The 14,870-nt window shown below is 77.5% G+C and carries 9 protein-coding genes; 2 read left to right on the forward strand and 7 right to left on the reverse strand.

Features of this window, described 5'->3' with window-relative positions; all coding sequences use genetic code 11:
- Positions 1–54: 54 nt before the first annotated feature.
- Positions 55–1,989, reverse strand: a complete 1,935-nt coding sequence (locus tag ACRYR7_RS10440) for a PhoX family protein (protein ID WP_432572050.1) — start codon at positions 1,987–1,989, stop codon at positions 55–57.
- Between the two features lie 287 nt (positions 1,990–2,276).
- Here ACRYR7_RS10440 and ACRYR7_RS10445 point away from each other — a divergent pair, with 287 nt between their 5' ends.
- Both ACRYR7_RS10445 and ACRYR7_RS10450 read left to right on the forward strand, forming a co-directional pair.
- The gene (locus ACRYR7_RS10445; protein ID WP_432572025.1) at positions 2,277–4,358 is read left to right on the forward strand and encodes a M3 family metallopeptidase; all 2,082 of its coding nucleotides are present in this window, start codon (positions 2,277–2,279) and stop codon (positions 4,356–4,358) included.
- 311 nt (positions 4,359–4,669) lie between these two features.
- Positions 4,670–5,539, forward strand: coding sequence for a glycerophosphodiester phosphodiesterase (locus ACRYR7_RS10450; RefSeq protein WP_432572026.1), 870 nt, complete (start codon positions 4,670–4,672; stop codon positions 5,537–5,539).
- 54 nt (positions 5,540–5,593) lie between these two features.
- On the opposite strand, the gene ACRYR7_RS10455 is transcribed toward ACRYR7_RS10450, so the two are convergent.
- From ACRYR7_RS10455 to ACRYR7_RS10480, 6 genes are all read right to left on the reverse strand, one after another.
- Positions 5,594–7,270, reverse strand: a complete 1,677-nt coding sequence (locus tag ACRYR7_RS10455; protein ID WP_432572027.1) for a DNA repair helicase XPB — start codon at positions 7,268–7,270, stop codon at positions 5,594–5,596.
- 84 nt (positions 7,271–7,354) lie between these two features.
- Positions 7,355–8,290, reverse strand: a complete 936-nt coding sequence (locus ACRYR7_RS10460; protein ID WP_432572028.1) for a DUF4190 domain-containing protein — start codon at positions 8,288–8,290, stop codon at positions 7,355–7,357.
- An 81-nt stretch (positions 8,291–8,371) separates the two neighbouring features.
- Positions 8,372–10,747: a helicase-associated domain-containing protein gene (locus tag ACRYR7_RS10465; protein ID WP_432572029.1), complete on the reverse strand. Its 2,376-nt coding sequence runs from the start codon at positions 10,745–10,747 to the stop codon at positions 8,372–8,374.
- A 34-nt stretch (positions 10,748–10,781) separates the two neighbouring features.
- Positions 10,782–11,822: a sigma-70 family RNA polymerase sigma factor gene (locus tag ACRYR7_RS10470; protein ID WP_432572051.1), complete on the reverse strand. Its 1,041-nt coding sequence runs from the start codon at positions 11,820–11,822 to the stop codon at positions 10,782–10,784.
- A gap of 100 nt (positions 11,823–11,922) precedes the next feature.
- Positions 11,923–14,229 carry a HelD family protein gene (locus ACRYR7_RS10475; RefSeq protein ID WP_432572030.1) on the reverse strand — a complete coding sequence of 769 codons (2,307 nt, stop codon included), beginning with the start codon at positions 14,227–14,229 and terminating at the stop codon, positions 11,923–11,925.
- A 109-nt stretch (positions 14,230–14,338) separates the two neighbouring features.
- The gene (locus ACRYR7_RS10480; RefSeq protein WP_432572031.1) at positions 14,339–14,845 is read right to left on the reverse strand and encodes a mycothiol transferase; all 507 of its coding nucleotides are present in this window, start codon (positions 14,843–14,845) and stop codon (positions 14,339–14,341) included.
- Positions 14,846–14,870 lie beyond the last annotated feature (25 nt).

Here is a 14,870-nt window from a genome sequence, read left to right on the forward strand (position 1 = left end):
GGCCGGTGGAGCCGAGGCTCCACCGGCCGCCCCCGGGGCGGGTGCCCGCGCCGGTCAGACCGGGCGCACCTGCACGACCGACGGGCGCGGCTGGCCGGTGCCGTCGTAGGGGAAGAACGACACCGGCGCGTCGACGCTGGCGCCGTCGAGCTCGCCGGGGTGCTGCACGGCGACGAACACGCTGCCGTCCGGGTGGATCACCGGGCCGCAGGTCTCCGCGCCGGTCGGCACGGAGAGGAACTGCCGCACCAGGCCGCGGTTCGGGCCGTCGACGGTCACCTCGTACAGGCCGTCGTTGCTGCCCAGGGTGTTGCCGTCGGTGGAGATCCACAGGTTCCCGACGCTGTCGAACGCCAGGTTGTCCGGGCAGGAGATCGGCGAGACCAGCGAGCGGTCCACGTCGCCGAAGTACGTGCTCTCGTCGGCCGGGTCGCCGCAGACCAGGACGAGGTTCCAGCGGAACCGCGTCGCCGCGGCGTCGTCGCGGTCCTCGGTGATCTCGACGACGTGCCCGTCCTTGTTCTTCGCGCGCGGGTTCGCCTCGTCGACGCCGGCGCGGCCCTCGGTGCCGCGGTTGGTGTTGTTGGTGCAGGCGACGTAGACGCGGCCGTTGACCGGGTTGCGCTGCACGTCCTCGGGGCGGTCCATCTTCGTGGCGCCCACCGCGTCGGCGGCCAGGCGGGTGTGCACGAGGACGCGCTCCACGGAGAAGCCGGGCACGCGCGAGACGCCGCCGGTGACCAGCGGGACCCACTGGCCGGTGCCGTCGTAGCGGCCGTCCGCGGTGCCGTCGCCGGTGAAGCGGGCGACGTACAGGTCGCCCTCCTCCAGCAGCCGCATGTTGTGCTTGCGGTCGCCCTCGCGGTACTTGCGCTTGGAGACGAACTTGTAGACGTAGTCGAAGCGCTCGTCGTCGCCCATGTACGCCACGGCGCGGCCGTCGGCGGCCAGCGAGATGGTGGCGCCCTCGTGCTTCAGGCGGCCCAGCGCGGTGTGCTTGCGCGGGGTGGACTCCGGGTCGTACGGGTCGACCTCGACGATCCAGCCGTGGCGGTTGGGCTCGTTGGGCTCGCGGGCGGTGTCGAAGCGCGGGTCGACGCGGTCCCAGCCGCGGCCCTCGCCGGCGATGCCGTAGCGCTTGTAGGCCGCGTCGGTCGCCGTGGCCGGGGCGCGGAAGTAGCCGTTGACGTTCTCCTCGCCCGACAGCACCGTGCCCCACGGCGTGGTGCCGCCGGCGCAGTTGTTGAAGGTGCCGACCGGGGTGCGGCCCTTCTTGTCGGCGCTGGTGCGCAGCAGGCGCGAGCCGGCCGCCGGGCCGGTGAACTCCATCGGGGTCTGCGCGGTGATGCGGCGGTTGAACTCGCTGCCGCGCACGTACGCCCACGGCGAGGACGCCGAGGCGCGGCGCAGCTCCACGATCGACATGCCGTGCGCGGCCATCGCGATGCGCAGCTGCTCGTCGGTCGGGCCGTCCTGCTCCGCGTAGCCGCGGAACATGATCTCCTCGTTGGTGTACTCGTTGTTGCACACCAGGACCGCGCGGTCGGGGTCGTCGCCCAGGGGCAGCACGTCGGTGTAGTCGTTGTTGTAGCCGAACTGCCCGGCCTGCGCCTCGGGGGTCTGCGCGTCGATGTCGAAGTCCGGCGCGCCCGGCAGGATCGGGTCGCCCCAGGAGATCACGGCGCTCCAGGTGAAGCCGTCGGGCACGTCGAAGGAGTCGGCCTCGCCCGGCACCGGGGCGATGGGGGAGAACTCGATCTGGTGGCCCGGGTCGAACGGGGCCGCCAGCAGCCTGCGGTCACCGCCGCCGAACGCGCTGGCCGGCTGCGCCTGCGCCACCGCGGCGCCGGCCACGCCGAGGCCGACCAGGCCGGCGAGGACGCCGCGGCGGGAGACCGCCGCGCGCACCAGGTCGCCGAAGTAGGCGTTGTCGGTGCCGTTGGGCACCGGCTGGGCGCACGCGGAGGCGCAGCGGTAGTGGCAGGTCATGGGGCTGCGCCGGCCGGCGGGGGCGTAGGGCAGCAGCTGCAGCGTCGGGCGGCAGGCGTCCGTCGTCACGGGGGTTCTCCTCGGGCGGGGGCGTCGCAGGGGCCGGGGTCGGACGCCCGGCCGTCGACCGGCCGGGTGGCGGTCGTGCGCGACGGACGGTATGGAGGCTGTGCCGCACCTGGGGCCACCAGCGGGTGTCGCCCGGGTGAACGGTCGATGTCCGCTCGCGAGCACGGATAGCCTCACCTTCGTCGGTGCTGTACCGGGGGTTGCGGCAGGATCACCGCATGACGCCCACTGCTCCGGACGAGCGACCCGCCGACCTGCCCGAGGACAACCCCTTCGCCGCCCCCAGCGACCTGCCGTTCGGGCTGCCGCCGTTCGACCGCGTCCGCACCGAGCACTTCGCGCCCGCCTTCGAGGCCGGCACCGCCGCCCACCTCGCCGAGCTCGACGCCCTGCTCGCCGCGGACCTGCCCGCCGCCGCGTTCCTCGACGCCCTGGAGTCCTCCGGCCGGCTCCTGGCCCGCGCCGAGGCCGTCTTCTGGAACCTGGCGGGCACCGACGCCGACGACGCCCTGCGCGCCGTGCAGGCCGAGTTCGCCCCCCGCCTGGCCGCCCACCACGACGCGGTCCGCCTCGACCCGCGCGTCGTGCAGCGCGTGCGCGAGCTGCACGAGGACCCCCCGGCCGACCTGGACGACGAGGCGCGCCGCCTGCTCGGCAAGCTGCACGACGACGCCGCCCGCTCCGGCGCCCTGCTCGACGAGGCCGGCGCCGCCCGGCTGCGCGAGCTCAACGCCGAGCTCAGCTCCCTGACCACCCGCTTCGACGTGGAGCTGCTCGCCGACACCAACGACCTCGCCGTCCTCTTCACCGACGCCGCCGAGCTGGAGGGCCTGCCGCCCGCCGACCTCGCCCGCGCCGAGCAGGCCGCGCGCGCCCGCGGCGAGGACGGCTACCTCCTCGCCCTCGTGCTGCCCACCGGCCAGCCCGTCCTGGAGGTCCTGCGCCGGCGCGCCTCGCGCGAGCGCGTGCACCGCGCCTCCGTCTCCCGCGGCGGCCGCGGCGGCGAGCACGACACCCGCGCGCTGCTGCAGCGCATCGCCGCCCTGCGCGCCGAGCGCGCCCGGCTGCTCGGCTTCGCCGACCACGCCTCCTGGGTGGTGGCCGACGAGACCGCCGGCGACGTCGAGGCCGCCGTGGGCATGCTGCGCCGCCTGGCCCCCGCCGCCCTGGCCAACGCCCGCGCCGAGCAGGAGGAGCTCACCGCGGTCCTGCTCGCCGACGGCGAGCAGGCGCCCCTGCGCGCCTGGGACTGGGCCCACTGCTCCGCCCGCCTGCGCCGCGAGCGCCTCGCCCTGGACGTCGACGCCCTGCGCCCCTGGTTCGAGCTCGAGCGCGTCCTGGTCGAGGGCGTCTTCGCCACCGCCTCCGCGCTGTACGGGCTCGGCTTCACCGAGCGCACCGACCTGCCCGCCTACTCCCCGGGCGTGCGGGTCTTCGAGGTCGCCGGGCCCGACGGGATCGCCGGGCTCTACCTCTTCGACCCCTACGCGCGCGAGACCAAGCGCGGCGGGGCCTGGATGAGCTCCTTCAGCGACCAGTCCCGCCTCCTGGGCACCGCCCCCGTCGTCGTCAACTGCCTCAACGTCGCCCGGCCCGCCCCCGGCGAGCCCACCCTGCTGACCGTCGACGAGGTCGAGACCCTCTTCCACGAGTTCGGCCACACCCTGCACGGGCTGCTCTCCGACGTGCGCTACCCCCGCTTCTCCGGCACCAGCGTGCCCCGCGACTTCGTCGAGTTCCCCTCCCAGGTCAACGAGTTCTGGGGCTTCGAGCCCGACGTCCTGGCCCGCTACGCCCGCCACCACGTCACCGGCGAGGCCCTGCCCGCCGGCGCCGTCGAGGGCCTGCGCGCCGCCCGCGCCCACGGCCAGGGCGCCGCCACCCTGGAGTACCTCGCCGCCGCCCTGCTCGACATGGCCTGGCACCGCCTGCCCGCCGGCGCCCTCGACGGCGCCGCCCCCGAGGACGTCGAGCGCTTCGAGGAGCAGGCGCTGCGGGAGGCCGGCGTGGCCCTGGAGGCCGTCCCGCCGCGCTACCGCAGCACCTACTTCCACCACGTCTTCGGCGGCGGCTACTCCGCCGGGTACTACTCGTACGTGTGGAGCGAGGTGCTCGACGCCGACACCGTCGAGTGGTTCCACGAGAACGGCGGGCTGCGCCGCGAGAACGGCGACCGGTTCCGCCGGACCCTGCTCTCGCGCGGCGGCAGCGTGGACCCGATGCAGGCCTACCGCGAGTTCCGCGGCCGCGACGCGCGGATCGAGCCGCTGCTGCGCCGCCGGGGGCTCGACGCGGCCTGACGCGCTCGGCCCCCGCCCCGGCGCGAGCGGGGAGCCGGCCCCCGGGCGCGCCGCGGACCCCGCCGGGGCGACCGCGGCGGCGCGCCCGGGGGCACCGGCGGGCGCGCCGGTGGGCCCGGGTGACGCGGGAGGGGGCTCCAGGGGAGCCGCCGGCGTGCCGAAGCAGTCCCCGAGCACGCGCCGGGGCGAGGCCCGGCGACCGGCGAGCAGGGGCGGAGAACCCGGTGGTGGACAACAGCGGTCGAACACTCGTCACGCGGCGTCCGCCCGGGGGCCACCCGCCGGACGCGTCCGCGGGCGAACGTGGTGGCGTGGTCAGCGCACACCCGCTCGCACCGCCCCTCGTCATCGCGCACCGGGGTTACTCCTCGGTGGCGCCCGAGAACACCCTCGCCGCGTTCGAGGCCGCTCTGCGCTGCGGCGCCGACATGGTCGAGACCGACGTGCACCCCGCCGCCGACGGCTCCGCCGTCCTCATCCACGACGAGGCGGTGGACGCCACCACCGCCGGCCGCGGCCTGGTCGCCGACCTGGGCGCCGAGGAGCTGACCCGCCTGGACGCGGGGTCGTGGTTCTCCCCGGCGTACTCCGGCCAGCGCGTGCCGCTGCTGGCGGACCTGCTGGACCTGCTCGGCGAGCACCCCGGCGCCCAGCTCCTGCTGGAGCTCAAGGGGCGCTGGCAGCACGACCAGGTCGCCGCGGCGGTGGCCGAGGTGCGCCGCGCCGGCGCCGTCGAGCAGGTGGTGCTGCAGAGCTTCGAGGCGAGCACGCTGGCGCGCGTGCAGGAGGTCGCCCCCGAGGTGCGCCGCGCGGCGCTGCTGGAGGCGCCGGCCCTGGACGCCCTCGCGCAGGGCCGCGCCCTGCGCCGCGACCTCGGCGTGATCGCCTGCAACCCCGGGGTGGCCTCGCTGGTGGCGCGCCCGGCGGCCGTGGCCGAGCTGCAGGCCGCGGGCCTGGCCGTGTGGCCGTGGACCGTCGACGAGCCGGTGCTGTGGCGCGCGCTGACCGACGCCGGCGTGGACGGCGTGATCACCAACCGCCCCGACGGGCTGCGCGGGTGGATCGAGGCGCGCGCCGACGTGCGCCCGGCGCCCGCGGAGCTGCTGGTGGCGGCGATGAGCCAGCGGGGGCGGGCCGTGCCCGCCACCGAGGCGCAGCTGGCGCGCCTGAGCGCCCGCTGAGGGCGGCGGCCGGGGCCCTCCCGGGTCCCGGCGGCCGCCGGCGGGCGCGCCGCCTCAGCTGCCGGGCAGCACCCCGTCGACGTCCGGGACGCCGCCGTCGATGTCGTCGGCGTCCACGATCCGGTAGGCGTACCCCTGCTCGGCGAGGAAGCGCTGGCGGTGCGCGGCGAAGTCCTGGTCCTTCGTGTCGCGCGAGACCACCGTGTAGAAGCGCGCCGAGCCGTGGTCGCCCTTGGGGCGCAGGACCCGGCCCAGGCGCTGGGCCTCCTCCTGGCGCGAGCCGAACGAGCCCGACACCTGGATGGCGACCTTCGCCTCGGGCAGGTCGATGGAGAAGTTCGCCACCTTGCTCACCACCAGCGTGGTGATCTCGCCCTGGCGGAACGCCTCGAACAGCCGCTGGCGCTCCTTGACCGTCGTGTCGCCCTTGATGACCGGCGCGTCCAGGCGGCGGGCCAGGTCGTCGAGCTGGTCGATGTACTGCCCGATGACCAGCGTCGGCTCGCCGGCGTGCTGGGCCACGAGCCGCTCCACCACCCGCGACTTCTCCGGCGAGGTCGCGCACAGCCGGTAGCGCTCGTCGTCCTCGGCCGTCGCGTACGCCAGGCGCTCGCCCTCCGGCAGCGTCACGCGCACCTCGACGCAGTCCGCCGGCGCGATGTACCCCTGCGCCTCGATGTCCTTCCACGGCGCGTCGTAGCGCTTGGGGCCGATGAGGGAGAACACGTCGCCCTCGCGGCCGTCCTCGCGCACCAGCGTCGCCGTCAGGCCCAGCCGGCGGCGCGCCTGCAGGTCCGCGGTCATCCGGAAGATCGGCGCCGGCAGCAGGTGCACCTCGTCGTAGACGATCAGGCCCCAGTCGCGCGCGTCGAACAGCTCCAGGTGCGGGTAGACGCCCTTCCGCTTGGTGGTCACCACCTGGTAGGTCGCGATCGTCACCGGGCGGATCTCCTTGCGCGCCCCGGAGTACTCGCCGATCTCGTCCTCGGTCAGCGAGGTGCGCTTGATGAGCTCGTCGCGCCACTGCCGCGCCGAGACGGTGTTGGTCACCAGGATCAGCGTCGTGGCGCGCGCCCGGGCCATCGCCCCGGCGCCCACGACCGTCTTGCCCGCCCCGCACGGCAGCACCACCACGCCGGAGCCGCCGTGCCAGAAGCCCTCCACGGCCTCGGCCTGGTACGGGCGCAGCGACCAGCCGTCCTGGGCCAGGTCGATGGGGTGCGCCTCGCCGTCCACGTACCCGGCCAGGTCCTCCGCCGGCCAGCCCAGCTTGAGCAGCACCTGCTTGAGGTTGCCGCGCTCGCTGGGGTGCACCAGCACCGTGTCCGGCGCGACGCGCGCCCCCAGCAGCGGGGCGGAGCGCTTGGAGCGCAGGACCTCCTCCAGCACGGGCACGTCCAGGGCGTGCAGCACCAGGCCGTGCTCGGGGTCCTTGACCAGCTGCAGGCGCCCGTAGCGCGCCATCGTCTCGGCGACGTCCACCAGCAGCGAGTGCGGCACCGAGTAGCGGGAGAACTCCAGCAGCGTGTCGACGACCTGCTCGGCGTCGTGCCCGGCCGCGCGCGCGTTCCACAGGCCCAGCGGCGTCAGCCGGTAGGTGTGCACGTGCTCGGGGGCGCGCTCCAGCTCCGCGAACGGGGCGATCGCCGCGCGGGCCTCCCCCGAGCGCGGGTGGTCGACCTCGAGGAGCAGCGTCTTGTCGCTCTGGACGATGAGGGGGCCGTCGGTCACGGGTGGTTCAACCCCGCCGCGCGCCGGGTGCTTCCGCGGCGCGCGGCGGCAGGAGCACCGTGACCGGGCTCACACCGGCCGGGCTCACACGCTCTGGCCACCCGGGCCGGTGCCGTAGGGGTCGAACGCGCCGGGGTCCTGGGCCCGCAGCCACAGCACGAACGCCACGACCGACACCACCGACAGCAGCGTCAGGCCGATCGTCACCCACGAGATGATCTTGCCGGCGAGCAGGTGCCCCAGGCCGCGCCGGGCGCCCTGCGAGGCCACGATCTCCCGCCGCGCCCCCGGCGTGAGCACCAGCGACACGATCGCGGCGATCCACCCCAGGCCGCTGAAGAGCAGCACCAGGCCGCCGACCGCCGTCCACAGCACCGCCTGCGCCGTCCCGGTCACCGGCGCCTGCCCGTAGGGGTCGGGCGCCGCGCCGAACGTCTGGTTGTACGGCTGCCCGTACTGCTGCGCGCCGTACGGCTGCTGGCCGTACCCGCCCTGCCCGTACTCGCTCTGCCCGTACCCGCCCTGCCCGTACCCGCCCTGCCCGTACCCGCCCTGCCCGTACCCGCCCTGCCCGTACCCGCCCTGGGCGTACCCGTCCTGCCCGTGGACGGCCCCGCCGCGGGCGTCCGGCGCCCCGTACGGGTCCGGCTGCGCCGGCGCCTCGCGCCGGTCCCGCTCGCGGCCGCCCCGCCCGGCCAGCGGCGGGTACTCCTCCGGCGTGCCCGGCGTCGACCACGGCGAGGCCGGCGCGTCCTGCTGCGGCACCGCGCGCGTCTGCGCGCCGTGCGGGTCCGGGGAGGCGTACGGGTCCTGCGACCGGTACGGGTCCTCGGAGCGGTGGGGGTCCTGCGACCGGTACGGGTCCTCGGAGCGGTGGGGGTCCTGCGCGCGGTACGGGTCGTCCGCGCGGTACGGGTCGTCCGCGTCGGCCGGCGGGGTCGCCGCGTGCGAGCCGGGCTGGTCGGGGTCCGGCTTCTCCCACCAGGAGCGCCGCTCCTCGCCCCGCTCCGACTCGCTCATCGCCCGTGCTCCCTCCGGCTCCGACGTCCCGCGCCGCGCGCGCGGGGGTCCGCCGACGACGCTAGCCGACCCCCGCGCCGCTCACGCCCCCTGCGGGGCCACGCCGGTGACCCGCTGCACGGAGAAGGTGCGCACCGCGCGCTCGCCGTGGTCGAAGGCGGTGACGCGCCCGCCCTCCACGCCGATCGGCTCCACCAGGTGGCGCCGGGGGGTGCCGTCGGCGTCGGCGTACCCGATCCACACCGGCCGGCCGGCGGCGGCCGCCTCCCGCAGCATCACCAGCGACGTCACCGGGTCCAGGTGCGCCAGCCGGGGGGCGTCGGCGTGCTCGGAGCGGCGGCGCTCGCCCTCCTCGGCGTCCTCGTCGCCGGCGCGCACCGAGCGCACCGCCGCCGACAGCAGCGCCGGCGAGGGCGGCGGCGGCTCACCGGTCACCGGTCGCGGCGGCTGGCGCGGCCCGCTGCGCAGCACCGCGGCGCGGCGCAGCACCAGCTCCCCGTCGGGGCCCTCGGCGGCCGGGGCCACCCCCGCCGCGCGCAGCGCGGCCAGCACCTCCTCGGGGTCGGCGGCCGCGGCCAGCACCGTGGGCGCCAGCGGGCGCAGCCCCAGCCGCGCGCAGCGGCGGTCCGAGAGCAGCTCGGCGAGCAGGGCGGGGTCCTCGGCGCGCACGTAGCTGCCCGCGCGGCCCACCCGCACCCGCCCGTGCCGGCGGGCGACGTCGCGCACGAGGTACTCCAGCGGCTGCGGCACCCCCGTGGAGGACACCTCCGCCAGGAAGCGCAGCGCGTCGTCGGCGGTCGAGCCCTCGTCCAGCCCGCGGCGCACCGTGGTGGGGTCGAAGCGGTAGACCGTCGCCCCGCCGCGGCTCTCCACCCGCGCCAGGGACGCCAGCCGCTGCGCCAGGTGCGACTCCAGCGGGCCGGGCGCCACCGCCGTCAGGTCCGCCTGCAGCAGCACCTCGGTGACCGGCGCGGGCAGCGCCGCGGCCAGGGCCGCCGCCGCGGTGTCGTCGTCGTCCTCCAGGAGGGCGCGCCCGGCGGGGGCCAGCGCCCCGGCGCCCAGCACCCCCAGCCAGCCGGCGTCGCGCAGCGTCCAGCCCACGAGGTCCTCGCGCAGCCGCCCGGCGCGGCGCGGGGCGTCCCAGCGCAGCCGGGCCGCCAGGTCCTCGGCGCCCACGGCGCCGCCCTCCCCGGCCGCGGCGAGCTGCGCCAGCACCGAGCGGCGCACCGCCAGCGCCGCGCCGCGGTCCAGGTCCGGGCCCAGCGCGTTGCGGGGGGCGTCCTTGGCGTCGCGGCTGCCCACCATCGCCGGCACGCGCGTGGAGCCCAGCCACGGGCGGGCCAGGGCCGTCCAGCGGGACGGCACGCCCTCCTCGCGCCAGGCGTCGAAGGCCGGGGTGGGCAGCCAGCGCGGCTCCACCTCGGCGTCGTCGGCGACCAGGCCGGCCAGGTGGGCGACCTCCACGACCAGGGCGGCGGTGGCGTCGTCGACCTCCAGCGCGCCCGCGGTGCGCCGCAGCTCGCGCACGCCCAGCCCGCCGGCGCGCAGCACCGGCGGGGGCGCCGCGCCCCACAGCAGCCCCAGCTCCTCCACCAGCCGGCACGCCTCGGCCGCCGCCTCCGCCGACGCGGCGGCCACCTGCTCGGGGCGGCGGCGCTGCACCCGCGGCACCGGCGGCAGGCGCTCGGGGGAGCGGTGCACCCGCCCGCCGCGCAGCGCCAGGCCGACCTCGCGGGGCAGCACGACCGTGCCGGGCCCGGACACCGCCAGCAGCCCGTGCGCGAGCAGCCAGTCCACCGGCCCGGTGGCGCCGGCGGCGCGCACCTGCCGGTCGGCGCGCTCCACCGACCCGGTGGGCGGGCCCCACGTCAGGCGCTCCAGCAGCGCGCGCACGCCCTCGGGGGCGCCGGCCAGCAGCGCCTCGACCGTGGCGGGCTCGCCCAGGTGCGCGGCCAGGCGCGGCAGCGCCACCTCCGGGTCGTGGCTGACCGGCAGCCCCAGGTCCTCCAGCAGGTCGGCCAGGCGCTGCGGGGAGCGCCGACCCAGCGCCTCGGCCAGCGGCGGGCCCAGCCCGGCCGGGTGCGGGCCGAGCAGGTCGCGCGCGGCGTGCACCAGGTGCAGGCGGCGGTCCGGCCCCCACAGCAGCGCCCGCACCCGCAGCCCGGCCAGCACGTCGTTCGCGCGCGCCCCCCACGCCCTGGAGGCGGCGCTGGCGCTGGTGGGGTCGGGCAGCACGGCCAGGACCTCGGCGACCTGCAGGGCGGGGGCGTCCAGGCCGTCCAGCGCCCGCTGCACACTGGCGCGCGTGGTGGCGCGCGTGGCCAGCGCCGTCGTGGTCGTGGGCAGCGGGGTGGCCAGGTCCGGCCGGGCGGTGAACAGCGCCTGCAGCTCGGCGTCGTCGCGCGCGCGCAGGTCCTCCGCGAGGGTGCGCGGGCTGCTGCGGGGGGCCGGGGGCATCGGGGGAGTCTAGGCGCGGGCACCGCGCCCCGCCTCAGCGCGCGGGCAGCGCCGGCGGCAGGCCGAAGTGCGCGAACAGGCGGGTGTCCAGGAACGAGGTCAGGCGGGCGATGCGCCCGCCGCGCAGCTCCGGGACCTGCAGCGCGAAGGGCGCCAGCGCCCCGCCGGGTCCGCCGGGCTTGTACTGCGCGAAGGCGGTCACGCCGTTGAGGGCGACCGGCACCAGCCGGGAGCCGCGGCAGCCGCGGCCGGGGCCGAGCATCCAGCGCACCACGTCGCCCGGCCCGGACAGCCACATCTCGAACGGCGGCATGTTCTGGGTGACGTCCTCGGCGAGCAGGGCGACGAAGGCGTCCATGTCGTAGGACTCGAAGGCGTGCACGTAGCGCTCCAGCAGGTCGCGGTGCTCGTCGTCCAGGCCGTCGCCGCGCGCGCCGGTGGCCGTGTCGAGGTCGGCGTCGGGCCGCGCGGAGAGCGTGGCGCGGGCGCGCTGCAGGGCGCTGTTGACCGAGACCGTGGTCGTCCCCAGCAGCCCGGCGACCTCCTCGGCGCGCCAGCGCAGCACGTCGCGCAGGATGAGCACGGCCCGCTGGCGCGGCGGCAGGTGCTGCAGGGCCGCGACGAACGCCAGCCGGATCGACTCGCGCGCCACGGCGACGTCGGCGGGGTCGCCGCCCTCGGGCAGCACGCGGGCGTCGACCACCGGCTCCAGCCAGGCGTCCTCCGGCCGCCGGGCGGCCAGCGAGGCCTCCACCGGCTCCCACGCGGCGGCGGACAGGTCCACCGGGCGCGCGCGGCGCCCGCGCGTCTCGATCGTCGTCAGGCACACGTTGGTGGCGATGCGGTACAGCCACGAGCGCAGCGAGGAGCGGCCCTCGAAGCCGGCGGCGCCCCGCCACGCCCGCAGCATCGTCTCCTGCACGGCGTCCTCGGCGTCGAAGGCGGAGCCGAGCATCCGGTAGCAGTAGCCGGTCAGCTCGCGGCGGTGGGCGGCCAGCCGCGGCTCGAGGTCCGCGGCGGGGCCGGGCGCGACGGTGGTGCCGGCCGCGCGGTCGGGGGAGGCGGGGGCGGGGATCGTCACGCCGCCCAGACAAGCACGGGGCACCGACACCGCGGGAGCCCCCGCGGGAGTCCCCTCGGGAGCCCCCGGGGGGTTCCCGCGCGGGCCCCCGCGCTCAGCCCCGCGGGGCCGGCACCACCGCGCCCATCGAGGCCGGCAGGTCCCCGGCGTGCAGGACCAGCAGCCGCTGCGTGGCGCGGGTCAGCGCCACGTACAGGTCGTTCGCGCCGCGCGGGCGGCGCAGCACCTCCGCGGGCTCGACGAGCACCACGACGTCGAACTCCAGGCCCTTGGCGCGGTGCACGTCCAGCACGCTCACCTCGGCGTCCAGGTCGTCGGGGGAGGCGGCCACCGACCCCGGCGGCAGGTCGGCGGCGACCGCCGCGCGCAGCGCGTCCGAGCCCAGCGGGCCCTGCTCGTGCGCGGTGATCACCGCCACGCGCCCCTCGTCGAGGCCGTCCACGACCCCGCGCACGGCGGCCACCACGCCCGCGGCGTCGCCGGGGCCGGCCAGGCGCACCGCGGAGGGCTCGTGCTCGCCCTCGCGCACCGGCGTCGGCGGCCGGGCCTCGATGCCGGCGGCGCGCAGCACGTCGGCGGCCACGCGGGCGATCCTGGCGGGGGTGCGGTAGTTGACGGTGAGCTCCTCCAGGCGCCAGCGGTCGTCGACCACGGGCTTGAGGGCCTCCGCCCAGCTGCGCGCGCCGGCGGGGTTGGAGGTCTGCGCCACGTCGCCCACGAGGGTCATCGAGCGCGCCGGGCAGCGCCGCTCCACCAGCCGCCACGCCATCGGCGAGAGCTCCTGCGCCTCGTCGACGACGACGTGCCCGTAGGCCCACGTGCGGTCGGCGGCGGCGCGCTCGGCCACCGTGCCGCTGGGGCCGTCGACGGCGAACCGGTCGGCCAGCAGCTCCGGGGTCACCAGCGGGTTGCCCACGCCGGAGGCCTCGAAGTCCTCCAGCACCTTGCGGGCGTAGGCGAGCTGCTCCTCGCGGTCGGCGCTGCGCACGGCCTCGGAGGAGCCGCGCTCCTCCAGCGGCCCGAGCAGCTCGGCCAGCTCGTCCAGCAGCGGCACGTCCGCCTCGCTCCACGCCTCGGGCCGGTCGCGGTGCAGGGCCTCGCGGTCGGCGCGGGAGAGCTGCGGCGCCGCGCGACGCAGCAGCTCGGGGTTGCGGTACAGCGCCCCGAGCACCTTCTGCGGCGTCAGCGGCATCCAGCACAGGTTGACCTCGCGGCGCACGTCCACCGACTCGCGCAGCTCGGTGAGCAGGTCGTCGCGCTCCTCGGCCAGGTCCACCCCGCGCCCGCGGGCCAGCTGCTGCACGAGGGCGTTGAGCACCTCGCGCACGAACAGCACGCGGGCGGCGTTGTGCGGCTTGCGGCTGCGCCGGGCCCGGGTGCGCGCGGAGGCCACGGCCTCGGGGCGCAGCAGCACCGGGGTGCCGTCCAGGTCCAGGCGCACCGGCGCGTCGGGCACCCGCTGGCGGGCGGCGACGGCGGCCTCGAGCACGTCGACCATGACCGCCGAGCCCTTCACGCGCGCCGCGCGCGGGCCGTCGGCGCCGCGGGCGACGACGCCGGGGAACAGCTCCGCCAGCGTCATCGTCACCACGCCGGTCTCGCCCAGCGCGGGCAGCACCTGCTCCACGTAGCGCAGGAACACCGGGCTGGGCCCCAGCAGCAGCACGCCGCTGCGGGCCAGGCGGTCGCGGTGGGTGTAGAGCAGGTAGGCGGTGCGGTGCAGCGCCACGGCGGTCTTGCCGGTGCCGGGGCCGCCCTGCACGACGAGCACGCCGCGCTCGGAGGCGCGGATCACCCGGTCCTGCTCGGCCTGGATGGTGGCGACGATGTCGGTCATGCGCCCGGTGCGCGGGGCGGTGACGGCCGCGAGCAGCGCGGCGTCGCCGGTGGTGCGCTCGCCGTCGGCGGCCACGAGCACCTCGTCGTCGACGGCGGTGACGTGCCGGCCGCGGGTGAGCAGGTGGCGCCGGCGCACCACGTCGCGGGGCGCGGCGGCGGTGGCCTGGTAGAAGTCCTGGGCGGCCGGGGCGCGCCAGTCGACCAGCAGCTGCTCGCCGCGCTCGTCGGCCAGGCCCAGGCGCCCGACGTAGCGGCGCGGGTCCTCGGTGCCCTCGCGCAGGTCCAGGCGCCCGAAGCACAGCCGGTTCTCCACCGACCACAGCTGCGAGAGGCGGTCCTCGTAGAGGGTGGCGAACGCGTCGCGCTCGAAGCGGTTCTGGTGGGTGCCGGTGGCGCGGGTGCGGCGGACGTCGGCCAGCTGCTGCGCGGTCTGCTCGCGCAGCCGGTCCAGCCGTGCGTACAGCACCCCCACGCGGGCGTCCTCGTGCGCGACCTCCTCGGCGGCGCGCTCGTCGGCCTCGCTCGTCCCGGGCCCGGCGGGGTGCTCGGTGGCCTTGCTCACTCGGCGGTCTCTCCTGACGCGCGTGCCTCGTTCCGGACCCGGAGAGCCTAGGCCCGCCCGCCCGGGCGCGAGCAGCCCGGTCGCCCGCCCGAGCCCGGCCGGGCGCGGTTCAGCACCGCTGCAGCAGCCCGGCGAGCAGGGCGGCCTGCCCGACGTGCTCGAGGTCGTCGTCCAGGACGCTGACCAGCCGCACGCCCAGGGTCACCGGCGGGTCCCAGCGCTCGTCGACGACGCGGTCCAGGTCGGCGCCGCCCAGGGTGCGCAGGTAGCGCTCGGTGTCCTCGTGCACGGCGTCGTAGTAGCCGCCGAGCAGGTCCGCGCCGGCGCGCACCAGCCCGACCTGCTCGGCGGTGAAGCCGTAGCCGGTCTCCGCGTCGTCCAGGGGCAGGGCGAAGCGGCGCGCCCAGCCCGCGCGCGTCCAGGCCTGCTCGACGCCGGCGACCTCGCTGACGTGGTCGTCCTGCACGCGCGCCAGGTGCCACAGCAGCCAGGCGACGGTGTTCGCGCCCGGGTCCAGGCGCGCGGTCAGCGCCCCGTCGTCGCACTGCTCCAGCACGGCGTGCAGGGCGGGGCGGATGCGGCCGTAGCCGTCGAGCAGCAGGTCCCGGGCGTCCACGACCCCCTGCCTACCCCTCCGCGGG

Origin of the sequence: Kineococcus gurbantunggutensis, from assembly GCF_050871925.1 — a bacterium.
GTDB lineage: Bacteria > Actinomycetota > Actinomycetes > Actinomycetales > Kineococcaceae > Kineococcus.